The 22,325-nt window shown below is 71.9% G+C and carries 18 protein-coding genes; 6 read left to right on the top strand and 12 right to left on the bottom strand.

Annotation, left to right across the window (positions count from 1 at the left end):
• Positions 1-5: 5 nt before the first annotated feature.
• From ABT130_RS11265 to ABT130_RS11240, 6 genes are all read right to left on the bottom strand, one after another.
• Positions 6-1,451 (bottom strand): carboxylesterase/lipase family protein, encoded by a 1,446-nt coding sequence (locus tag ABT130_RS11265; protein ID WP_350925404.1) that lies wholly within the window; start codon positions 1,449-1,451, stop codon positions 6-8.
• Positions 1,448-2,758 carry a M28 family peptidase gene (locus tag ABT130_RS11260; protein ID WP_350954775.1) on the bottom strand — a complete coding sequence of 437 codons (1,311 nt, stop codon included), beginning with the start codon at positions 2,756-2,758 and terminating at the stop codon, positions 1,448-1,450. Before ABT130_RS11260 ends, ABT130_RS11265 begins: the two co-directional genes overlap by 4 nt.
• Positions 2,755-3,552, bottom strand: coding sequence for a carbohydrate ABC transporter permease (locus tag ABT130_RS11255; RefSeq protein ID WP_350925400.1), 798 nt, complete (start codon positions 3,550-3,552; stop codon positions 2,755-2,757). Before ABT130_RS11255 ends, ABT130_RS11260 begins: the two co-directional genes overlap by 4 nt.
• The gene (locus ABT130_RS11250) at positions 3,549-4,481 is read right to left on the bottom strand and encodes a carbohydrate ABC transporter permease (protein WP_350954773.1); all 933 of its coding nucleotides are present in this window, start codon (positions 4,479-4,481) and stop codon (positions 3,549-3,551) included. The genes ABT130_RS11255 and ABT130_RS11250 overlap by 4 nt, the downstream gene beginning before the upstream one ends.
• A 142-nt stretch (positions 4,482-4,623) precedes the next feature.
• A complete protein-coding gene (locus tag ABT130_RS11245) occupies positions 4,624-5,922 on the bottom strand; it encodes an ABC transporter substrate-binding protein (protein ID WP_350954771.1) in 1,299 nt (432 codons plus the stop codon).
• Between the two features lie 135 nt (positions 5,923-6,057).
• Positions 6,058-6,933, bottom strand: a complete 876-nt coding sequence (locus tag ABT130_RS11240; RefSeq protein ID WP_350954899.1) for an alpha/beta hydrolase family protein — start codon at positions 6,931-6,933, stop codon at positions 6,058-6,060.
• A gap of 66 nt (positions 6,934-6,999) precedes the next feature.
• Between ABT130_RS11240 and ABT130_RS11235 the strand changes: the two genes are divergently transcribed.
• A complete protein-coding gene (locus tag ABT130_RS11235) occupies positions 7,000-7,680 on the top strand; it encodes a TetR/AcrR family transcriptional regulator (protein ID WP_350954769.1) in 681 nt (226 codons plus the stop codon).
• A gap of 43 nt (positions 7,681-7,723) precedes the next feature.
• On the opposite strand, the gene ABT130_RS11230 is transcribed toward ABT130_RS11235, so the two are convergent.
• The 3 genes from ABT130_RS11230 to ABT130_RS11220 form a co-directional block, all read right to left on the bottom strand.
• A complete protein-coding gene (locus ABT130_RS11230; protein ID WP_350954767.1) occupies positions 7,724-9,727 on the bottom strand; it encodes a hypothetical protein in 2,004 nt (667 codons plus the stop codon).
• Positions 9,724-11,313: a hypothetical protein gene (locus tag ABT130_RS11225; RefSeq protein ID WP_350954765.1), complete on the bottom strand. Its 1,590-nt coding sequence runs from the start codon at positions 11,311-11,313 to the stop codon at positions 9,724-9,726. Before ABT130_RS11225 ends, ABT130_RS11230 begins: the two co-directional genes overlap by 4 nt.
• Before the next feature lie 126 nt (positions 11,314-11,439).
• A complete protein-coding gene (locus ABT130_RS11220; RefSeq protein WP_350954763.1) occupies positions 11,440-12,480 on the bottom strand; it encodes a LacI family DNA-binding transcriptional regulator in 1,041 nt (346 codons plus the stop codon).
• A gap of 352 nt (positions 12,481-12,832) precedes the next feature.
• Here ABT130_RS11220 and ABT130_RS11215 point away from each other — a divergent pair, with 352 nt between their 5' ends.
• From ABT130_RS11215 to ABT130_RS11195, 5 genes are read left to right on the top strand one after another with little or no spacing between them, the layout of a single operon-like run.
• Positions 12,833-14,131, top strand: coding sequence for an ABC transporter substrate-binding protein (locus ABT130_RS11215; RefSeq protein WP_350954761.1), 1,299 nt, complete (start codon positions 12,833-12,835; stop codon positions 14,129-14,131).
• Positions 14,125-15,078, top strand: a complete 954-nt coding sequence (locus tag ABT130_RS11210) for a carbohydrate ABC transporter permease (RefSeq protein WP_350925383.1) — start codon at positions 14,125-14,127, stop codon at positions 15,076-15,078. Before ABT130_RS11215 ends, ABT130_RS11210 begins: the two co-directional genes overlap by 7 nt.
• Entirely contained in the window at positions 15,075-15,890 is an 816-nt protein-coding gene (locus ABT130_RS11205) for a carbohydrate ABC transporter permease (protein WP_350925381.1), read from the top strand. Before ABT130_RS11210 ends, ABT130_RS11205 begins: the two co-directional genes overlap by 4 nt.
• A complete protein-coding gene (locus ABT130_RS11200; protein WP_350954759.1) occupies positions 15,887-16,885 on the top strand; it encodes a serine hydrolase domain-containing protein in 999 nt (332 codons plus the stop codon). Before ABT130_RS11205 ends, ABT130_RS11200 begins: the two co-directional genes overlap by 4 nt.
• Positions 16,882-19,563 (top strand): family 78 glycoside hydrolase catalytic domain, encoded by a 2,682-nt coding sequence (locus ABT130_RS11195; RefSeq protein WP_350954757.1) that lies wholly within the window; start codon positions 16,882-16,884, stop codon positions 19,561-19,563. Before ABT130_RS11200 ends, ABT130_RS11195 begins: the two co-directional genes overlap by 4 nt.
• Positions 19,564-19,660: 97 nt before the next feature.
• Here the strand turns inward: ABT130_RS11195 and ABT130_RS11190 are convergent, their stop codons facing one another.
• From ABT130_RS11190 to ABT130_RS11180, 3 genes are all read right to left on the bottom strand, one after another.
• Positions 19,661-20,542 (bottom strand): glycosyltransferase family 2 protein, encoded by an 882-nt coding sequence (locus tag ABT130_RS11190; protein WP_350954755.1) that lies wholly within the window; start codon positions 20,540-20,542, stop codon positions 19,661-19,663.
• Positions 20,543-20,662: 120 nt separating this feature from the next.
• On the bottom strand, positions 20,663-22,006 hold the full coding sequence (locus ABT130_RS11185; RefSeq protein WP_350925373.1) for a hypothetical protein: 1,344 nt from the start codon (positions 22,004-22,006) through the stop codon (positions 20,663-20,665).
• Positions 22,007-22,013: 7 nt separating this feature from the next.
• Positions 22,014-22,325, bottom strand: a 312-nt coding sequence (locus ABT130_RS11180; RefSeq protein WP_350954753.1) for a hypothetical protein, incomplete at its 5' end; no start/stop codon positions are given.

Below are 22,325 nucleotides of genomic sequence, written 5' to 3'. Positions count from 1 at the left end.
GCCGCTCACGGCTCCCGCAAGAGGTGCCGTTGCGGCCGCAGGGGATCGTCGGCGACCTCCGACTCGGTATCGAAGATCATTACTTGCCTGCGGGCGCGGTCGTAGCCGGGCCATCCCGGGTCGCCGTCGCGGGCGAACCGCACCCAGGCGCCGTGCATCGCCTCGGCGAGCGCCCTCGGGGGCCGCTGCCCCGCCGTACGCTCGACGCCCGGCGCGTCCAGCACGTCGAAGGCGAAGGGCAGGTCGATGTTGTGCGCGGCGCCGACCTTCCCGCCTCCGATGGGAGAGGGCACCGGCGACTCCCAGCGGAACTCGTAGGCGTGGGTCGGGGCGGAGGCGGTGGCCGCGCGGGCCTCCTCGATCCAGATCGTCTCCCTGCGGAACAGGTGGTCGCCGGCCGCCCTGCCGACGAGTTCCTCGGGCGACAACCCGGGATGCGCGTCCCGGTAGCCGGGCGGCAGGCCCATCTGCGCCAGCACGGCCGCGGCCGTCGCCTCGTCGATCCCCCGCGCCATCGCGCGCACGAAGACACCGGCCTCGTCACAGGTGCAGCCGACCAGGAGCGGGATGTGTCCGCCCACCCCCGCGCGCAGCGCGTCCAGTGGCACGGAGGGCACCAGGTCGCCGTCCACGACGGGCTGGATCGGCACCGCCCCGCTCAACGCGCCGGACTCCCCGCCCGACAGCGGCGGCGGCTGCTCGGCCACCAGCGCGGCGGGCGGGATGGTCAGGAAGTCCTCCCTGGCCGGCCGGACGCCGAGACGGGCGGCGAGCTCACCGGCGTACCCGCGGGCCCGCTGTTCCGATACGGCCAGGCTCGCCGACCCGCTCATCACGATCGCCCGGCGGAACAGGCCCGCCGCGCGGGGCATCGTCAGGAGGGTGACGCACGCCGCGCCGCCCGCGGACTGCCCCGCGATCGTCACGTTGCCCGGATCACCGCCGAACGCCGCGACGGCGGAGCGCACCCACTCCAGCGCGGCGAGCCAGTCGAGCACGCCCCGGTTGAGCGGCGCCCCGTCCAGCGCGAGGAACCCCTCGAAGCCCAGCCGGTAGTTGACGGAGACGCACACTACGCCGTCGCGGGCGAAGCGGTGTCCGCGGTGCCAGGCGGCTCCGTTGCCGCCGATGGCGAAGGCCCCGCCGTGAAACCAGACCAGCACCGGCAGGCCGGCGGCACCGGGGTCGGGGGTGTGGACGTCGAGGTTGAGGCAGTCCTCTCCGGAGGCGAACACCTCGGGGGCGTACAGCCCGATGTCGTCGGTGGCGCGCTGCGGCGCCGCCGCGCCCGGCAGGAGCGCCGGGCGGATCCCGTCCCAGGCGGGCGGCGGGACGGGCGCGCCGAAGCGGTGCTCGCCGAAGGGCGGGGCGGCGTACGGAACGCCGAGGAAGGAGGCCACCGTCCCGTCGAAGCGGCCCCTGACGAGGCCGGAGGGAGTTCGCACGATCATCTGGGGCTCCATCCCTCGGTGCCCTCGACGATGCGGATCGCCGCGCGGGTCAGCGGCACCAGGCTCGCCTCGTCGACCTTGTCGAGGGTGTCGGCGGAATCGAACAGGTACATGGGAGCCGCGAGGAAGTGCACCAGCGGCACCCCCTCCGGGTGGAAGAACGCGCCGTCGGTCGGCGGCATCGGCGAGAACACGTCGGGCGGCAGCACGAACGACCTGCGCAGGTCCTCGGCGACCAGCGCCCGCTCGACGAGCCGCTCCAGCTCGGGGCGCCGGGTGGTGAACCACCAGCGCGGTTCGGGGGCACCGGTGGGCACCAGCGTCCCGCCCTCCGCGCGGCACTCGCGGGCCGCGTGCTCCAGGTGGACCTGGAGCACGACCCGGTCCAGCAGGGCCCGGTTCTCCTCGATGAACGCCCGGGTGCCCGCCGCGTGAGCCATGTGCCCGGCGGTCAGCAGGAAGAGCAGGTTGTGCGGCCTGTCCTCCTCCGGCACCCGCGACCAGTGCCTGGCGGCGGCCAGCACCAGCGCGACACCGGAGGCGTCCTCCACCGCGGAGGCCCAGGGGGCGTCGTGGTGCGAGGCGACGATCACCCAGCCGTCGCCCCGCCCGGGCAGGGTGGCGATCACGTTGTGCGAGGTCGCGGTCGAGGTCTCCGACTCCACGGACAGCGTGCCGGCGCAGGGCCCTTCGTCCATCAACGCCAGCACCCGCCGCGAGTCGGCCGCCGACAACCAGACCGCGGGTACGGACCGGTGCACCGCGTCGTAGGGCACGTAGTAGTCGCGCGTCTCCCACGGGAGGCCGGTCAGCGCCCCGACGTACCCGGCCGCCCCCGAGGTGACCGCCCCGTCGAGATCCTCCAGGTAGCCGGGCGCGAACGGCAGCGTCTGCACCAGGCCGTCGAAGTCGCCGTCGGGGTCGTGCACGGCGGTGGCGATCTCCCGTACGAGGGCCTGGGGCAGCTCGGCGAAGGTGTGCTCGCGCACCGCGATGCGGCCGGGGACCACCGACCGGGTGAGCGGCGCGGTCACCGTCGCCTTCGGGGTGGTGTACGGCAGGGCGAAGGCCGCCACCTCGACGGCGCGGGACGGGTCGGCGTCCAGGTGGGCGCGGAGCGTGGCGGTGACAGGGTGCCAGGTGGGCACCTCGACCGGTGCGAGGCGCACGTCGAGCCCGAAGCCCGCCAGCAGCCCGGCCGCCCACCTCTCCGTCCACGCGTCGGCGGGGTATCCGGGGCGCCGGATACCCCTGGCTGTGATCGCCTCGATCCACGCCATGATCTCGGCGGTGTCCGGGACCATCATTTGACCCCTCCGAAGGTGAGCCCCGCCACGTAGTAGCGCTGCAGCCCGGCCAGCAGCAGGAACGGCGGCACGGCGGTGACCAGGGCGGCGGCGGTCATGAGGTGGTAGTTGAAACCGTGCTCGCTCTGGAAGTTGGCCAGTCCCACGGGCAGCGACCACAGTGCGGGGTCGTTGGCGACGATGAGCGGCCAGAGCAGGTTGTCCCACTGGGCGAGGAAGTGGATGAGGAAGAGCGTCACCAGCGCCGGCCGCAACAGCGGAAGCGCCACCCGGAGGAAGATGCGCAGCTCCCCCGCCCCGTCGACGCGCGCCGCGAAGATCAGCTCTTTGGGGACGCCGAGGGCGAACTGGCGGACCAGGAAGACGCCGAAGGCACTGATCATGCCGGGGACTATCACCCCCTGGAAGGTGTTCACCCAGCCCAGCTCCTTGACGATCAGGAACACCGGAATGATCATGACCATCGGGGCGAGCGCGAGCGTGCCGACCACGAGCGCGAACAGCACGCGCCTGCCGGGGAAGGACAGCTGGGCCAGGGCGTAGCCGGCCGCCGAGGAGAAGAGCACGTCCAGCGCCCCGCTGCCGACGCAGTAGATCACGCTGTTGCGGAAGTAGACGGGGAAGCCCTCGCCCGCGAACAGCTCGGCGAGGTTCCGCGGCAGGTGGAAACCGTTGAAGACCAGCCCGCCGAGGTCGGTGTCGTCGGGAGCGGAGGCGACCACGAGCATCACGTAGATCGGCAGCAGCATCGCGCCCACGGCGCTCAGCAGCCAGACGGTCCGGAGCACCCTCATTCGTCCCCACCCCGCAGGAAGCCGAACTGGACGATCGAGACGACCAGCATCGCGACCAGCAGCATCATGGCCAGCGCGGAGGCGTAGCCCATGTGCTCGTAGGGGAAGGCGTTGGCCCAGATGTAGTAGGGCAGCACCTGGGTGGCGTCGGCCGGGCCGCCGCCGGTGAGCAGGAAGGCGGGCACGAAGGCCTGCATCGATCCGGCGACGGAGATGACCAGCACGAACAGCAGGGTCCTGCGGAGCAGCGGGACGGTGATCCTGCGGAACGTGGTGACGGTTCCGGCACCGTCGATCGCCGCGGCCTCGTAGACCTCCCGGGGCAGCGCCTGCAACCCGGCCGTCAGGATGATGACGAACAGCCCCAGGCTCTTCCAGACGACCATGACGACCAGCGCCCAGATCGCCAGGTCCGAGTCGGTCAGCCACGACTGCGGCTCGATGCCGACGGCGCCGAGCAGCGTGTTCGCCAGACCCCGGTCGGAGTAGATGATGACCCACACCATCGACGTCGCGGCCAGCGGCATCACCGCGGGCACCATGACCAGCGAGCGGAGCACGCGGTTGAGGCGGCCGGGCCCGCTGAGCGGCACCGCGATGAGCAGCGCGAGCAGGATGGTCGGCAGGACCGTGAAGACCGTGTAGACGACGGTGATCCACGCCGAGTTCCAGACCCCGGGATCCTGGAGCATCCGCGCGTAGTTGTCCAGCCCGATCCACCGCGGGGCGCCGGCCATCTCGTAGTCAGTGAAGCTGAGGTACACGGCACCGCAGAACGGCACGAGCCAGAAGACGACGAAGAAGACGGCCACCGGGATCGTCAGCACGATCCCGGCCCCCGCCTCCCGGCGCGACCTGCCGCGCCCGCTCCCCGGCCTCGGCGGGGGTGCGGGTACGGGCGCCTCGACGGCCTCGGTGGTCAGGGTCATCGGGTGCCCGCCACGTCACCGCGTGCCCCGGGCGGGCGGCCCGGTTCCGTTCGCGGACGGCTCGGGTCCCGGTACGGGCGGCCCGGACGGCCGGGCGGGCGGCCCGCGCGCCCGGTGTCCACGGTCACCGCGTTCACCGCGTTCACAGCGCGAGCCGTACGGTGGCGTCGAAGTCCTTGGCCGCCCGGGCGGGCGTGGAGCGGCCGTGGGCCACGGCGTCGCAGGCGCTGGAGGCGGCCTTGGCGAGCTCCAGCGCGGCGGGGATGGCCGGCCCGAAGTCGGCGTCGGGTATGCCGGAGGCCGCGATCCCCATCAGTTCGGAGGTGCCGCGCGGCCCGGCGTCCCGCCAGCCGGTGGCCGGGATGACGATCCCGTTCTCCAGGTTGGCCGTGACCGACTCCCGCCCCTGGAGGTAGTTGATCAGGTGCCAGGCGGTGAAGCCGTTCTTCGACGCGGCGGCGACGCCCCAGCCCCACGTGTAGGCGGGCACGACGGCCCTGCCGCCCTCCCAACGGGGCATGGGCGCCACGCCGTAGTCCTTGCCCGGCTTGAGGGTGTCCTCGCCTAGCCGCTCCAGCGCGGGACCGAGGAAGGCCCCGCTGACGACCATGGCGGCCTCACCCGAGTAGAACAGCCCGAGCGCGCCGAGCGGGTTGGAGAGCTTGGGGTTGCCGATCCCGGCGAAGTACTCCAGGGCCCGGATGCCGTGCTCGGTGTCGAGGGAGGCGCGGGTGCCGTCGGCGCTGACCAGCTCGCCACCGCCGCCCTTGATGAGCGCGGTCAGCGTCATCAGCGCCCACTGCGGGTCGCCGTAGAGCCACTGCAGGCCCACCCGCCTGCCGTCGGCCGAGGTGAGTCTCTTGCTGTGGTCGGCGACCTCCTCCCAGGTCGTGGGAGGTTTGTCCGGGTCGAGACCGGCCTCCTCGAAGCGGTCCCTGCGGTAGTACAGCATGGCGGGGTTGAGGTCGATCGGCACGCCGTACGCCTGGCCGCGGTAGCTCAGCGGGGCGACCGTCCCCGGCTCGTACCGTCCCAGGACGGTCGCCACGTCCGGCGCGCCGAACGCCCGGGGGTCGATGGGCGCCAGCCGCTCCTTTCCGGCGTGGGAGGGGAAGCTCCAGTGCCCGATCTTGAAGACGTCGGGTGGAGTGCCGCCGCTGAAGGCGGTCAGCAGCTTGGCGTCCAGCTGGGCGACGGGCAGGTAGAGGAGCTTGACGTCCACGCCGAACTCGTCGATGTAGCGGTGCACCAGCTTCTCGAACTGCGGGCCCGTCTCCTGCGAGCCGTGCAGCCAGACGCTGACCTCGCCGTGCGGCCTGCCGTCCTGGGCCTGCCGATCGGGCCGCTCGGGCCGGTCTGCGCCGCAGGCCGCCAGCACGCTGGGCGCGGCCAGGGAGAGCGCGCCGGCCGCGAGCAGCCGGCGCCGTGTCAGATCCGCCATCGCGGTTCTCCTGGGGGGTGATCCCGTGCGGTGGGCACCGCGCGGGATGAGGTGGTCACGGGAGGTTCTCGGCGACCCGGGGCCGCCGGGAGGTGCCTGGCGGCCTCCTGCCGGCGGGCCGCGTCGGCGTGGTGGTCAAGGGAGGTTCTTGGCGGCCTGGTTCTGCCAGGCGGTGTTGGCGGTGAACTCGGGGGCACTCCCGGCGAAGGCGCCTCGGGCGTAGGCGTCGTCCTGGAGGCGGTACATCAGCCAGGCCGTCAGGTAGCCGAGGAAGCCGCCGCCGGTGCCCTGGATGTCGTTGTGACCCGCGCCCTTCAGCAGTGCCATGGCCGCCGCCCCGGGCACCTGGTCGTAGTAGCCCCGCAGCGCCGAGGCCGGTGAGATCAGCCAGTCGTTGCCCCCGCTCATGAACAGGACCGGGCAGGCCAGCTGGGAGACCTGGAACCGGTCGCCGGCCCCCACCCAGAGCTGCGCGGGCAGTGCGATCGGCACGGCCGTGGTGACGAGCCCCGCGGAGAGGTTGGCCGCGTTGACCGTGCCGCCCGCGCCCTGGGAGTGCCCGGCGGCGCCGACCCTGGTGGTGTCGAGCCTCTGATGGAACGGGCTCGCGGGGTCGGCGTTCCTCGCCACCAGGTATTGCGCGGCGGCGAGCATCTCGGTGCCCGTTCCGGTGGTCGTGTCGGTGGAGGCGATCGCGGCGAAGCCCCAGGAGGCGAGCTGGTCGAGCACGCCGGGGTAGAGGGCGGGGGTGGCGTGGGAGCCGTTCCCCCAGGTGACGATCGGGTGCCGGAAGCCACCGGCGCCGAGGTTCGCCGGGTGGTGCAGCCGGTAGGTTCCCGAGGCGTCGCCCGCGTCGGAGGCGGTGACCGCCCAGGGGCCCCGGACCGCGTAGTGCGCCTCGATCGTGCCGGCCGCCACCGCCTGGGTGGTCCGCGACACGAGGCCCGCCGACAGCAGCCCGACCGCCGCCACGCGCAGGACCCGCCGCCGGGACATGCCCTTGTCTTCCATGGTCACCTCACCGATTCTTTGGAGACGTGAACGTCTCCTAACAGAGGGAAGTACGATCTGTGATTGATGTCAAGACAGGATCGGAAGAAAATTCCGGAGGGTGAGCCCCTCCCCCGCGGCCGTCACGGGCTGCCCCCAGAAGTGGTCCGCACCTCGCAGCGCGACCGCCTGATCCAGGCGATGCTGCTGCTGGTCGCGGCCCGGGGGTACGCCGCCACGACCGTGCCCGATGTGATCGCCGCCGCGCGGGTCTCGCGCAACGCCTTCTACGCCAACTTCCACGACAAGGAGGCCTGTTTCCTCGCCCTGTGCGAACGGGACCTGCCCGGCGTGGTCGAGACGATCCTGGCCGCGGCCGAGGGCACCGGCCACGACTGGGTCGCCGCCGTCCGCCAGGGCCTGCACGCCTACCTGCGGTGGTGGCAGGACCGTCCCGAGTACGCCCGCGCCTACTTCGTCGAACTCCCCGCGGCGGGCCGGCGGGCGATGGACCAGCGCGACCGCGCCTACCTGCCCTTCCTGGAGATGCTGCGTGCCCTCGCCGCGCGGGCCAGGGCGGAGACCCCCTCCCGGGGACCGGTCAGGGAGAGCGTGCCCGCCCTGATCGTCTTCGGCGTCACCGAGTTCATCGCCGCCGAGGTGCGCGCGGGGAACGCGGAGCGGCTGTCCGCGCTGGAGGAGGACGTGCTGCACTACACGGTCACGCTGCTCGCCGACCGCGCGACGGCCGACAGGGTACTCGGCTGACCCGCGGCACCCGCGCCGCGAGGGCACGGGTGCCGCGTCCGGGTCAGGGCATCGCCCGCACCCCCTCCACCTGGACGTTCCAGCCCGCGGGGAAGCCTGGCGCGCACCTGTCGGGCCCGCCGTCCCAGCCCGCCGCCATCAGCGCGACGGCCGCCAGCAGGCCGCCGTTGCCCGGCAGGTAGAGCGGCAGGATCCCGGGCCACTGCCGGTTGTGACCCGAGACCAGATGCGCGTTCTTGGGCGCGTCCATCAACAGCGCGTCGACCGCCTTGCCCGGCTCGCCCAGCCTGGCCGCGCACATGGCGAGCATCGGGTAGTCCCAGCCCCAGGTGCTCGGCAGGTCCCAGGTCTCCAGCACGTCGTCGAGGGTGGCCCGCATGGTCTCCGGATCGATCAGCGGCGTCGCCGGAACGAGGCCCAGGGCCCCGGTCATCGAGGGGTGGTCCGTCCTGAGCGTGTACGGCTCCACCGCGATGGCCGCGTAGACGCCGTCCCTGACGCACGGCGCGGCCAGCCCGTCCCGCACCCTCTCCCACTCCGGGTCCCGGGCGAGGCCGAGACGCTCACGCCACCGCTGCGCGGTCTCCAGCCCCCACCACCAGTAGGCCAGCTCGAACGTGGGATTCCTGACCGTCGTCCTGATCTCCGCGTACGACTCCTGCGCCGGGATCAGCGGTGGCCCGAGTACGTGGCGGCCGTCCTCCTCGACGGGAAAGGACGCCATGAACTCCGCGGTCTCGAAGACCAGGTCCCGGTAGTCGTGCAGTGCCTCCGGCCGGACCCGGTAGAGGAGTTCGGCGAAGTAGATCGGGTGCGGCTGCTGCCAGATCAGGAACGGCCCGATCGTGCTGGGGCTCTCCCTGCCCTCGGGGCCGACCTGCTTGGGCCAGCGGGCCCCGCGACACCCCTGCCCGGCGGCCGTGGCCTGCGCCATGGGAAGGATGCTCCGGTACCACGGCAGGCTGCGCTCCAGCAGTTCCGGCCTTCCCCACAGCGGGAAGTGCGCCGCGTGCCACCAGTGCATCTCCAGGTGGAACTTGCCGCTCCAGGAGTTGCAGACCAGGCCGGTCTCCTGCGGCGGCAGCGAGCCCGCGCAGTTGACCGCGGTCAGGTACTGCGAGAGGACCACGCGCCGTTCCAGCTCGGGCGCGCGCGGATCCGAGCTGCCCTCGAAGCTCACCGCGCCGCCGTCGGTCCAGAAACGGGCCCAGTGCCGGGCGGCGGCCGCGCGGACCTCCGCGAATCCGGGAAGGCCGGGCTCCGCGGGGTCGAGCCCGAAGGCCACCACGAACTCGGTGGCGCCCTCCAGCCGGTAGCGGTGCTCGGCGATGGGCGTGAGCCGGGCCGGCCCCTGCCAGGCGAGGGCGACGTGGTGGCGGTCGCCGTCCAGCACCCGGGTGAAGTCGCAGCGTGCGGCGCCGACGACGTGGCCGGTGACGTGCCGCTCCGGACCGTCCCAGTCGGCGGCCACGTTCCAGGCCGCACAGGCGTACGGGAAGGCGATCGTCACCGCCGCCCCGCCGGTGACGCGCACCGCCAGCAGGTCGCGTCCGGGGTGGCAGACCGTCTCCACCTCGTACGGCACGCCGTCGAGCGTGAACGAGCTGCGCAGCAGCCCGCTCCACAGGTCGAGCCGCTGGTGGACGCCGGTGAGGTCGGTGATCTCCGCGTGCTCGCCGAGGTCGAGCCCGATCCTGCCCAGGTCGAGCCGCTGGGGGTTGCCGTGCAACCACGTACCGGCCTCGAACTCCGGCGCCACCGGACCGCCGAAGGTCATCCGGTGCCGGTCGGGATAGCGGGCCCGGCCGTAGCCGGTCATCGTGTCCTCCAGGGTGAAGCCCCGGGGGTTGGGCATCGTGTGCCAGCCCCACTGCGACTGGGTGCCCAGCGGCATGCTCGCGGCGTGGAAGGCGGGGAAGGTCTGCAACCCGGTGACATCGGCGGTGAAGGCGAACTCGCCGTTGCCGACGGTCAGCGGGGACTCCGCGTCCGGCTCGGTCAGCACCACGGCGTGCCGCCGTACCAGCGCCTCGCGGTCGATGCTCACGAACACCCCGGCGTACCCGAGGCACGCTGGGCGCGCATGAACGTGACGTCGCCCGCGACGTCCGCCTGTGGCATGGTGCCGAGGTCGAGCACGACGTCGGTGAAGGCCAGCGACGCCCGGCGCATCACCGCCACATCGATCGCCTCGGCCCCGAAACGCGGTGAGAAGAGCGTCTTGGGGGCCGCGATCGGCGCGATGGTCGGCAGCAGGTGCCGGTTGTACGGCGTGCCCTCGCCCCCGAAGCCGCAGTGGTGCGGCACGGTGCCCAGGTCGGCCGCCGACAGCCCCTTCAGCACGGCCGTGCGTCGCACGTCCCAGTGCTGGACATGGCCCTTGACCAGCTCACGCAGGGGCGTGCTCTCACTGACCGGGACCCAGAGCAGCTCGGTGAGCGAGGGATCGGCCACGAGCTCCAGTCCGGGCAGTCCTCCGGCACGGGTGACCGCGTTGTAGCGCCGGGCGCCCAGGTGCTCCAGGACGACGACCGAGGAGACCTTGCCCTGGTCGTACTCGGCGTCCAGCATGGCCGCCAGCTGCCCCGCGCCTCCCTCACGGACGCCGGGTCCGGTGAGGTGCTGGTAGAGGTGGCCGGTGACGAAGGCGAACTGGACCGTACGCGGGCGGCAGCTCACCGGCAGCGACGCCAGGTAGCGGGCCATCTCCACCATCGTGAGCGGGCCGTTGTCCCACACCGGGCTCATGCCGTCCGTGTGGCTCTCCACGACGATCTTCTGCTCGCTCACCCCGGGCAGGGTGGCGAGGACGGTGCGGGTCGTCTTCGGCGTCCACGCCGCGTCGACGGTCAGCACGGCCTCGACCGGCTGCCCGGCGGCGAGCGCCTGCTTGATCCGCTCGCCCTGGTCGACGCCGAGATAGGCGCCGGGAACCTGGTACGGCAGACCCTCGTAGGGCGCGTACATCCCCTCGATCTGGGCGTGCGGCAGGCGGCTCACCTCCAGCACCCCCGCCGCGCCCGCCGCGGCGGCGGCTTTGAGGTCGGCGTCGGCCCCGGCGGGGGCCTCCATGGAGTCGGAGCCGAGCAGGTTGATCGTGAGGCCGGGGTCGTACATGTGGTAGCCGAGCATGGGCGGGTAGAAGAGCAGGTTGGGCACTGTCGACCAGGGCAGATCCCTGACGACGATCTTCCCCGCGGCGTTCGCCGCGGTGATGGCGGTGCCCGCGGGCAGGTAGGTGAGCGGGGCGGTCACCCCGCCCGGCCCGGTGGAGGAGGAGAAGGGCACGGGCGCGGCGACCGCCACGTCCTGGCCGCCGACGGTCAGCCCCGTGGCGAGGCCGTCCCAGCGGTCGATCTCGTAGGGCAGTGAGGAGAGCTGGACGCCGGGGACCGCGCCGATCTCGTCCTCCAGCCAGTCGATGTAGTCGTCGTGGGCGGCCGAGCCGGTCGGCCGAGGGCCGAAGTCCTCCTGCCGCTCGGCGAGTTCGAGCAGGCGGGCCTCGCTCGCGAAGCTCGCCGGGTCGATTCGCACCGGGCAGGTCGTCGCCTGGGCGGCGAGCGCGGCTCCCGGCAGGGAGACGGGGAAGGTGAGGGCGAGAAGCAGCGGTCCGATGAGGATGAGACGTTTCATGGGGGGTTCCTTCGCGTCGGAACACGGTGACATGGCGGTCCCTCGCGGGGACCGCTCAACGGGATGCTCGTGCCGGGGCGGGGTGCTTCAGGAGATCCCGGTCAGCGGCGGGTCGACGCCGTCCGGTCACTCCTGTCCGGCCGGTGGGCCGGTGGTGCCGCGGACGACGAGGGTGGGTGAGACGGAGGACAGGACGGACCGCCCGCGGCCCTCGATGCGCTCGACGAGCAGGCGCGCCGCGGTGGCCCCGATGACGTGTCCGTCCTGGTCGACGCTGGTCAGTGAGATGGGCTTGAGGGAGGCGATGCCGATGTTGTCGTATCCGGTGACCGACAGGTCACCGGGGACCGACAAGCCGGCCTCGTAGGCCGCGCGCAGCACCCCGAGGGCCGCGACGTCCGCGCCGGCGAAGATCGCGGTGGGCCTGGCCGGCCGGGCGAGCAGCTGCCGCGCCCCCTCGTAGCCGCCCTCCTCGGTGAAGGAGGTGGCCACCACGTCGATCTCCTCCGCCAGGCCCCTGGCGCGCATGGCCTGGCGGTAGCCCTCGGCGCGGACGGCCTGCGGGGAGTCGGCGCCGGAGGCGCGCCCCCGGTCGAGATGGGTGATGTGGGCGATCCGCCGATGGCCGAGATCGGCCAGGTGGTCGACCACCAGGCGGGCGCCGACGACGTCGTCGTCGACCACGGAGTCGTACTCGGCGGCACTTCCGTGACGGCCGATCACCACGATCGGCGTCGTGGTGGCGATGGCGGCGAGTTCCGCACTCGACATGACCGGAGATATCAGGATGATTCCATCCATGCTCCGGTCGATCATCGCGTCGATCACCCTCGCCTGACTCCTGGGCTCGTCCCCGCCGGGGCCGAGCAGCACCTGGTACTCGGTGCTGCCCAGGTGGCCGGTGACGCCCTCGATGATGTCGGGGAAGAACGGGTTCCTGGTGTCGGACAGCATCACACCGAGGGTGTAGGTACGGCCCCGCATGGCCCTGGCCGCGGCGTGCGGCCGGTAGCCGAGCTCGTCCATGGCCTCACGGACCTTGGCCCGCATGCCGGGACTGACCCCGTAGGCCCCGCGCAGCACCTTGGACACGGCGGCCGTGGAGACGCCGGCCCGGCCCGCCACGTCGGCGATGGTCACCCGGCGCGGTGCTGATCCTGTGGTCACGCGAGTCCTTCGGTAGGCGAAAGCGGGAACGGCCCCGCGGCGAGCCTCGGGGGGAAAGCGGGGAAAATCGCCGGGCGAGCGTGGCGCCCGAGTGTAGAACGAAATACATTCTGGCAACGCAGAGGCGACGGTACCCGGTCGAAGCCATCCCCGCCAGACCCGAGTTTTACCACTTCTTAACGAGTTGGTCACCTCGAACGTAGCCCTTGACGCCGCAAACACCCCTGGTCTAACAATGGAGAACGTTCTACGAAACATGACGGAAACCCGCATGTCTTGTGGCCCGGAGGCGTGCAGGCGTCCGCCCGGAGGCCGGCTATCACCAACCCCGTGACGAACAGGAATAACGAGCATGAGGGTATCGAAACGACTGCTTGGAGCCGCGGCCTGCGCCGCCCTCACCCTCACCGCGGCGGGCTGTGGCGGCGCCGCCGAACCAGGCGGAACCGACGGCGGGAAGGTCACGCTGACGCTCTGGCACAACACCGCCGACCCCGCCCCGCTGGTGGAGATGTACAAGCGGTTCGAGCGGGAGTCGGGCCACACGATCGAGCTGGTCCCGATCCCCTCCGACGGGTTCGAGGACAGCACCCAGACCAAGTGGGCCACCGGCGAGCGGCCGGACATCCTCGAATACCACGCCACGGTGAGCAACCTGCTCGCCCTGAACCCGTCGGAGAACCTCAGGGACCTGTCCGGCGAGGCGTACGTCGCCAGGTCCGGCGACCTCTACAGCAGCGCGGGCGCCACGGGAGGAAAGGTCTACGCGGCCATCACCGGCTTCCCCCAGGTCTTCGGCCTCTACTACAACAAGAAGGTCCTCGCCGACGCGGGCGTCAAGCCCCCGGGAACGTTCGACGAACTCTCGGCGGCCTGCCGCGCGCTCTCCGCCAAGGGCGTGACGCCCGTGTTCGAGTCGGGCGGATCCATCTGGCCGGTGCAGATCCTGCCGCTGCTGTACGTCAGCGCCAGCAACGAGGCCAACGCCTACGGCAAGGCCATCGCGGGCCACACCGCCTCGCTGGCCGACCCCGGCTCGCCGTTCGTGGCCGGGCTGAGCTCCTACAGGAAGCTGCAGGACGACGGCTGCTTCAACAAGGACATCACCACCGCCACGTTCGAGAACTCGATGAAGGCCCTGGTGACCGGCAAGGCCGCCATGGTCGCCCAGCACTCCGACATGCTGCCGGCCATGCTCGCCGCCGCCGGCGGCGACCAGCAGAAGGTGGACGACACCGTCGGGTTCACCGGGCTGTCGAGCACCAAGGCCGTGGTGACGTACGCGCCGGGGCCGATCGGCACCTTCTACCTGCCCAAGACGGGCGACGCAGGACGGGAGCAGGCCGCGCTGGACTTCGTCCGGTTCATGACCGGCCCCGCCTACGCCGACTACGTGAAGTCCGCGAAGACCTTCCCCGTGCTCCAGGGGGTGGACGGTCCGCAGGACGTCTCCCCCGTGCTCCAAGACGTCAAGAAGGCGTACGACAACGGCGCCGTCATCGCCTTCAACTCCGACATCCCCGGCATGGCCGGGCTGGCGCCGCTGATGTCGGAGCTGATCGCCGGGCAGAAGGATCCACAGAAGGCCGCCACCCAGTTGCAGGGCCAGGTCGAGCAGGCGGCGAAGGCCGCCGGGCTGCCCGGATGGTGACCTCGGTACCCCCGCGCGAGCGTCCCCCAGGCAGCGAGGCCACCGAGACCACACCTCCCGCCCCGCACCCCGCCGGCGGGGGCGGCGGCGAGACCGGGGACCCCGGGCGGCGGGGCTGGCTGCCCTGGGCACTGCCCGCCGTGCTGCTGGTGGCGCTCTTCTTCGCGCTGCCGTTCGCGCTCAACGCCCGCTTCGCCTTCTCCGCCTGGACGGGGTTCCGCTCGGAGATCACCTGGAACGGCCTGGACAACTTCCGCACGCTCGTCGAGCAGGATCTCCTGACGAACGCCGTCACGGTGACCGTGCTCTACGCGATCCTGTGCATGGCCATCCAGAACACCGTCAGCCTGAGCCTCGCGCTCGCCCTGCAGCGGACGGACCGGGTCAACACCGTGTTCAGGTCGGTGTTCTTCCTGCCGACTCTCGTCTCGCCGCTGGCCGCCGGTTACATCTGGCGGGGCATCCTCGATCCGGCGGGCCCGGTCAACTCCTTCCTCGGCATCGACTGGGCCTGGCTGGGCGAGCCCGCGACCGCGTTGCTCACGGTCGCGTTCGTGGACGCCTGGAAGTGGAGCGGGCTGATCACCCTCGTCTACATCGCGGGCCTTAACTCGGTGCCCAGGGAGCTCATCGAGTCGGCCACGGTCGACGGCGCGGGCCCCTGGACCCGCTTCGCCCGGGTGAGGTTCCCGCTGCTGGCCCCCGCGATCACCTTCAACGTCGCGGTCACCCTGGTCGGCGCGCTCAGCGCCTACGACGTGATCGCCGCCACCACCGGCGGCGGCCCCGGCGACCACACCAGGGCACTGAACATCGTCATGCGCCAGCAGTGGGGTCAGGGGTTCTTCGGCTCCGCCAGCGCGCTCAGCCTCACGGTGACGCTGCTCGTGATCGCGACGGCGGTACCCCTCGTCTGGTGGCTGCGCCGCAGGGAGGTCACGAGATGAGAGTCGTCAAGTACACACTGCTGTCGCTGTTCGCGATCCCCTGGGTGGTCGTGCCGTTCTGGCTGGTCGTGGTGAACTCCTTCAAGCCCGCGGGCGAGGCGGCCGAGCTCGGCCTCGGCCTGCCCCGGCAGTGGGCGATCGTCGAGAACTACACGACCGTCGTCGACACCGGCGACTACCTGGGCGGGCTCGCCAACAGCCTCATGATCGCGGTACCCGTCGTGCTGGCCGTGCTGCTGCTCGGCGCGGCGGCAGCGTGGGCCTACGGCCGAGGCGACTCGCGGTGGCTGCGCGCGACCTACTTCGTACTCAGCCTGTCGATCCTCATCCCCCCGTCGATCATCCCGACCGTCCACGTGCTGCGCGGGCTCGGCCTGGACGGCACGCCGTTCGGCTACGCGCTGGTCCTGATCGGCACCCGGCTGGGCATCGTGGTCTTCCTGGCCACCGGGTTCGTCAGGGCCTTCCCGCCCGACCTGGAGGACGCCGCCGCCATCGACGGGGCGTCCCGACTGCAGATCTTCGCGCGCATCCTGCTGCCGCTGCTGCGCCCGGTGCTCTTCGTCGGGAGCGTCATCCTGGTCATCAACGTCTGGAACGACTTCTTCTTCGGGCTGTTCCTCCTCAAGGGGCAGGACAACGCGACCCTGCCCCTCACCCTCTTCCAGTTCGCCTCCGGCACGCTGCAGACCCTGCAGTGGAACCTCGTCTTCGCCCACGTCCTGCTGACCACGCTGCCGCTGGTAGCGGTGTACGTGTTCGCGCAGAAGCACGTCCTCGCCGGGCTCACAGAAGGAGCACTCAAAGGATGACCGACCAACCGTTCGCGCTCGCCGTCGAGTGGGTGAGGCGCATGGTCCGCGAGGGGAAACTCCCGTGCGCGGTGCTCGGGGCGGCCACCTCGCAGGGCACGGTGCTGCTGGAGTCCTTCGGAGAGCACGACGGACGCGCGACCCGCGCCGACGACCACTTCGCGCTGTTCTCGGTGACCAAGCCACTGGTCGGCCTGCTGGCCATGCGCCAGGTGGAGCGGGGCCTGCTCTCGCTGCGCCGCCCGCTCCGTGACGCGGTGCCCGGCTTCGGCGGGCTGCGCTCCGACGAGGTCACGCTCTGGCACCTGCTGACCCACACCAGCGGCATCGCCGAGCAGACGCTCACCCCCGACGACCTGGTGGAGCACCTGATCGCCGCCCCCGCGCTGTTCGAGGCGGGCACGCTCAGCCAGTACTGCAACATCGGCTTCGCCGGCATCTCCGAGATGATCAGGGATGTCACCGGCAGGGATCTGGCCGACGTGATCGACACCGACCTGAACGCGCTGGTGCCCGGCGGCGGGCGGATCACCTTCGACCCGGCCTGCGACCCGGCCGAGGTCAGGGCCGTCGAGCTGCTCGGGGTCGACTACGACAGGTTCGTCCGGCTCCGGCATCCGGCCGGGGGCCTGTTCTCCCGTGCCGAGGACCTGCTCGCGCTGGGCAGCGCCCTGCTCCGCGGCGACCGGGCGCCGGTCCACCCGATCACGCTGGCCGCCATGACGGAACCCCAGACCACAGGCCTGGTCAAGCTGCAGCCCGACCCGGTCAACGCCGGCCAGGACTGGGGGCTGACCTGGAACCTGCGCCACTCCGCGCCCGGCCTGCTGGAGCGGCGGCTCTACGGGCACGGCGGCGCCTCCGGATGCCAGTGGTGGATGTATCCCGACCACGACGCCTGCTTCGTACTGCTGATCAACGTGATGGCGCCCAGCCTGCACGGGGTCGACATCGACGGACTGCACAACGCCTTCACGACGGGTCTCGGCGCATGATCCACGTCCCGGGAACCCCCGGCATGGCACGGGCCGTCTCGGGCGGCCAGGTGCCGGTCGGCTCCTCCCCGCCCGCCGAGGCGGTCGCCTGCCACACCTGCGGGCTCACCGACCCGGTCGGCGTCGACGATCCCTCCCCGCGCCTGTCCTGGGCGGCCAGGCTGCTCCATCCCGAGCGGCTGACGGTGTCCACCGGCGGGCGCGAGGTGTGGGCGCGGGACCTCCCGCCGGGCACGAGCTGGGCCGATGTCCCGGAAGAGGTGCTGGAGCCGCTCACCCCGTACACCTGGTCGGTCGCCGGGCACCTCGGCGGCACCTTCGTGACCGGCCTGCGCGCGGGCGGCGCCTGGGACGCCCCCTGGGTCGAGGACGGCGGGAACGAGAGCGGCGAGGGCGCCGTCCGCCTCCGCGGGACGTTCGGCTGGGAGCCTCGGCCGGGACGGGTCTGGCTGGCGACCACCGCGCTGGGCGTCTACCGGGCGCTGCTGAACGGTGAGCGGCTCGGCGACGAGGAACTCGCCCCCGGCTGGACCGACTACGGCCGCCGGGTCCGCTACCGGCTGGCCGACGTCACCGCGTTGCTCCGTACCGGGGAGAACCTGCTGGAGATCTGGCTCGCCCCCGGCTGGTACGCCGGTCACGTCGCGGCGGGTGGGCCGCGCCGATACGGCGACCACCCCGCCGCCAGCGCGCGGCTGTTCCTGCGCGACCCGGAGGGCGTTCATCCGCTCGCGGCCACCGGCCCCGGCTGGACGGCCGGAGACCTGGGCATGCCCCGCGCCGACCTGGTGATGGGCGAGACCGCCCGCCTCGTCTCCTCCCCCGATCTCGAACCCTCGCCCCGCACCGGCGAAACCCCACCCGGCCGGGAGCGGGCCGTGGCCGTGGCGCAGCCGCCGCCCGGTCTGCTGGTGGAGGCCGACCCCGCTCCCCCCGTGCGGGAGATCGGCACCCTGGCCGCGGTGTCGGTCACCGAGCCCGTCCCGGGTGTTCACCTGCTCGACTTCGGCCGCAACGTCGTGGGACGGCTCCGGCTGCGGATCGACACGCCCCACCCGGTCCATCTGGTGGTCCGCCACGGCGAGGAGCTCACCGCGACCGGCCGCCTCTACGACGCCAACCTGCGCACGGCCGAGCAGCGCGACGAGTTCCTGCTCCCCGCCGGACGCCACGTCGCGGAGCCCGTGTTCACCTTCCACGGGTTCCGCTACGCGGAGGTCACCGGATGGCCCGGCGGCATGTCCGAGGGCGACGCCGAGGCGGTGCTCCTGTCCTCGGCGCTGCCCGTCACCGGCACCCTGACCGCCTCCGACCCCGCCGTCAGGCAGCTGCTCTCCAACATCGTCGCCTCCGCCGAGGGCAACCTGCTCAGCGTGCCCATGGACTGCCCGCAGCGTGACGAGCGGGCCGGCTGGACCGCCGACATCTCGGTGTTCGCCTCGACGCTGAGCTTCCTCCGGCACACCCAGGCGTTCCTCTCCGGCTGGGTGACGACGCTGATCGACGGCCAGCGGCGGGACGGGGCCGTCCCGCACGTGGCCCCGGTGCTGCCCGAGTACGGCTTCGACTCGCCGGTCTGGTCCGACGCGATCGTGGAGGTGCCCTGGCTGCTGTGGCGGCGCTACGGCGACGACCGGACCCTGCGCCGGGCGTACGGGCCGATGCGGCGCTGGGCCGACTACTGCCTGGCGCAGTGCGACGACGGGGTCCGCCCCGGCCGGGCGCTGGGCGACTGGCTGGCCCCCGGCACCGTGGAGACGCCCAAGAGCCTGATCGCCACCGCCGCCCTCGCGCGGAGCCTGCGCCTGATCGCCGACGTCGCCGGCGTGCTCGGCGAGCCGCACGCCAGGGAGTACGGCGAGGCCTCGACCATGGTCTCGGGCGCCTTCCAGCGGGCCTTCCTCACCGAGCATCGGCTGCGCACCGAGACCCAGACGGGGTACGCCCTCGCCCTGGCCTGGGACCTCGTCTCGCCTGAGCACCGCGCCCGGACCGCGGCGGCGCTCGCGGAGCTGGTCAGGGCGGACGGCCACCGGCTCATGACCGGTTTCGTCGGCACGCCGCTGCTGCTGCCGACGCTCTCGGAGACCGGCCACCACGACGTCGCCTGCCGGGTCTTCAACCAGGAGGGGCACCCTTCCTGGCGCTACCAGCTGCGGGCGGGCGCGACCAGCATGTGGGAGCGGTGGGACGCCTGGCACCACCGGCGGGGCATGCACACCCCGACGATGAACTCCTTCAACCACTACGCCTACGGCTGCGTCGGCGACTGGCTCTTCCGCCACGTCGCCGGGGTCGGCGACGACCCCCGCGGGGTGAACGGCGGGTTCACCGAACCGCTGCTGCGCCCGGGGCCCGTCCCGCTGCTACGACAGGCACACGCCAGGTACGACAGCCCCGCGGGCACCGTCGAGTCGGGATGGCGCGCCGGGCCCGATGGCCTGCAGTTCGTCTTCCGCGTCCCGCCCGGCGTGACCGCCCGCGCGGTGCTCCCCGTCCATGGCACCTGGGACGGCATGACCGTCAACGGCACCTTCCTGATGGGGCTGGCCGAGCGGCTCCCCACCAGGCGGCTGGCCGACGGCTCGTGCTCGCTGGAGCTGCCGTCGGGCCGCTGGTCGATCACGGCTCCGGCCGCCGCCGCCGACCCGCTGCTCTCCGCCTGGGACGAGTTGTGACCACCTCCCCTCCACGCAGGGCGAGAGCCTTTTTGTATGTCTGGGGTCAGGGGAGACGGCGGTCACCGAGGAGCGGCAGGCCGAGGATCCAAGGCGCTCAAACGATCGGGGGCCGACCAGCAAAAGTCAGCCGCAGCACAGTAGCCCAGGACATCGGCCGGCGCTGTCCGTGTCCCCCGCGCAAGCCTTCCCAGAGGCCGCCAACCCAGACGGCGAGGTTCGCCCGCGACCGGATCCGGATGACGCTCAGCAGTGTCCAGGTAGCCAGGTAGATGGGGATCAGGGGAGCGGGCAGGCGGCGGTAGGCGAGCCAGACCCGGTTGCGGGCGACGAGCCGGTAGAACGCGGCGTGCCGGGCGGGGTCAGTGGCTGGGTGGTGGATGACGATGTCGGGTGCGTACCAGCCGGTGCGGCCGAGGTCCCACAGCCGCCAGGACAGGTCGATGCCCTCGTGGAAGAGGAAGAAATGGCCGGGCCATCCTCCGGCCCGCTCGTAGGCGCTGCGGCGGACGAGGACCACGCCCTCGGCCATGACGGTGACGGTGCCGGGCCGGACGGCGCGGCTGGCGCGCAGTCGCGGGACCCAGCGACGCAGGGTGACTCCGGTGTCAGGGTCGGCGATGCGGGGCTGGATGTAGGCGGCCCCGGGGCGGCGGCGGGCTTCGTCGACGAGCCGGGCCAAGACGTCGTTGGTCGGGAGGATGGCGTCGTTGTCGAAGAAGAAGATGAACTCGCCGCTGCCCGTTCCGGCGAGGGCGTCGGCGCCGACGTTGCGGCCTTGGGGGATGCCCTCGTTGACGGGCAGGGTGACGGTGTGCACGCCGCCGGGCACGTGGTCGGGTGTGACGCCGTTGCCCACGATGACCACGCGCAGGTCGACATCCTGCTGAGCGAGGAGGGAGGCCATCGCCTGAGGGAACACGTCAGGACGGTCGTTCATGGTGAGGACCACTACGTCGACGGTGGCCTTGTCGGTCATCGGCGTCTCCCGGACAGGTGAGTGCTCGGCACGTAGAGGAGGTGCTACCTGCCCGGGGGCAGCAGGTTGTCGCGGTTTGTTCATCTCACGGTCAGGCCGTCGTCATCTCGGCGGCCTACCCTAACAAGATGCGGTCGGCGTGGCTGCGTTCTTGGGGGGACCGGCGTGGCCGATGGCGGTCAGGTATAGGTCGGTGAGGCGAGGAACGAATATCACGTCGAGCTGCTCGACCGGGTGGAGCAGGCCCCGATCGCACGTCTCGACCGCCCACACCTTGGGGCTGGCCGGCCAGGCCGGGTTGACGCCGATCTCGCCCTTTGGGAGGACGCCGTTGAATGGGGCCGGAATGTGTCGGCTGTTCCAGAAAACGTGTGCCTCCAGCGCCTTGGCCTGCTCAACGGCGGGGTAGAGCCGTGGGTAGCGGGCACTGGTGCGCATATCCCGGAAGACCAGCTGGCCAAGCAGGTGCGGCGCGACCTCGGTGAGCGTGTCGAAGTCGGCGCCGTGGAAGGTCACGGATGTCGCGTCCTGGCCCGGGGGAAGCGCCAGGCAGGTGAACAAGTACGGCAGGCGGCGTCGAGTGTAGGCGGGCGCGCCTGCCGCCAGGCCAGGCTCGACCTGCCCGACGAGGTGCAGCAGCTGGCGGTGGTCCGGGTTGAACAGCGCCAGGTCGAACAGGCGGCCCATGGTGGCTACCGCGCTGAACGCGATCTGTTTGTACAGGCGGTTGTTCATCTCCCCGGCGTCGGCGTACGCCTTGGTCTGGGGTGCTGTGGAGTGGAGCAGCAGGTACTCCGACAGCACCTCGAAGTACAGGTAGCCGATGTACGGGAAGATCGGCACGGCCGCGGCGAGACGGTCGACGAATTCACCGTCCGGGATGTCGACCCTCTCGCAGGCGATGGCCATCAGCAGGTCGAGGAAACCGGCCGCCGTGCGCACCCGGTCTACAGCCGCCAGGCGCAGTCGGGCGTCCTCGGCGTCGGTGAGAAAGGCGCGGTGGGTGAGGTAGGTCCGCAGGTGGATACCGCCTAGCCGCAGGTAGTCCAGCCCCTTGGCGGGCATCGGCGTGTCGCGGGGGATCTCGATGACCAGAGGCTGCTGGGTGCCGCGTTTGGTCTCGAGCAGGTAGGCGCCCAGATTGTGAGGGCGTAGCCCGTCAGGTTCGGCGGTGAGCGGGGCGCAGTACAGCGCCCCCACCAGGCAGCCGGCGGACGGGCTCACCTGCCCGCTGGTGCGGATCGCCTCCAGCGCCCTGGTCATGTGCATCAGGTAGATCGGCTGTCGGCTGGTCAGTGTCCGCAGCATGGCGTTGCCGTCTGGCCGCAGCAGCCACCCGTTGGGTGTGTCGTGTTCGAGGTGGTGGCGCCAGTCGGCGTCGCTGGTGGCGAGTCCTGCCGGGCCAGGTCGCGTGGTGGAGGCAACGTAGTCGGTGTGGGCGTGTTCCCAGTCGTCGAAGTTCATGACGCTCCTACTGGTCCTGGCCGAGGAGGGCCAGGGCGTGGGTGAGGGCATCGTGGTGGGTGGCGCCGTCGAAGCGGGCCTGCTCGCTGCGGACCACGAGGTCGAAGGCCACGGCGTGCAGCCAGCTGGGAACGGTGATACGCAGGTACGACGGGTCGGGCCACCAGTGCGTGAGGGGTAGCCGGTAGCGGTCCAGGCAGTCGGCCGCCTTCAGCAGGTCGACCGCACCTTCTTCCAGACCGATGCCGGCGGCAAGACGACGGTGAAGGTGGGCGCCGAGGAGCGCGAGGTGCTCCAGCGCATCCACGACCAGCTCCAC

Origin of the sequence: Streptosporangium sp. NPDC001681 (genome assembly GCF_040298085.1) — a bacterium.
Taxonomy (GTDB): Bacteria; Actinomycetota; Actinomycetes; order Streptosporangiales; family Streptosporangiaceae; genus Streptosporangium.
The sequence above is the reverse complement of the archived record's forward strand: the minus strand, read 5'-3'. Positions and strand labels throughout refer to the sequence as shown.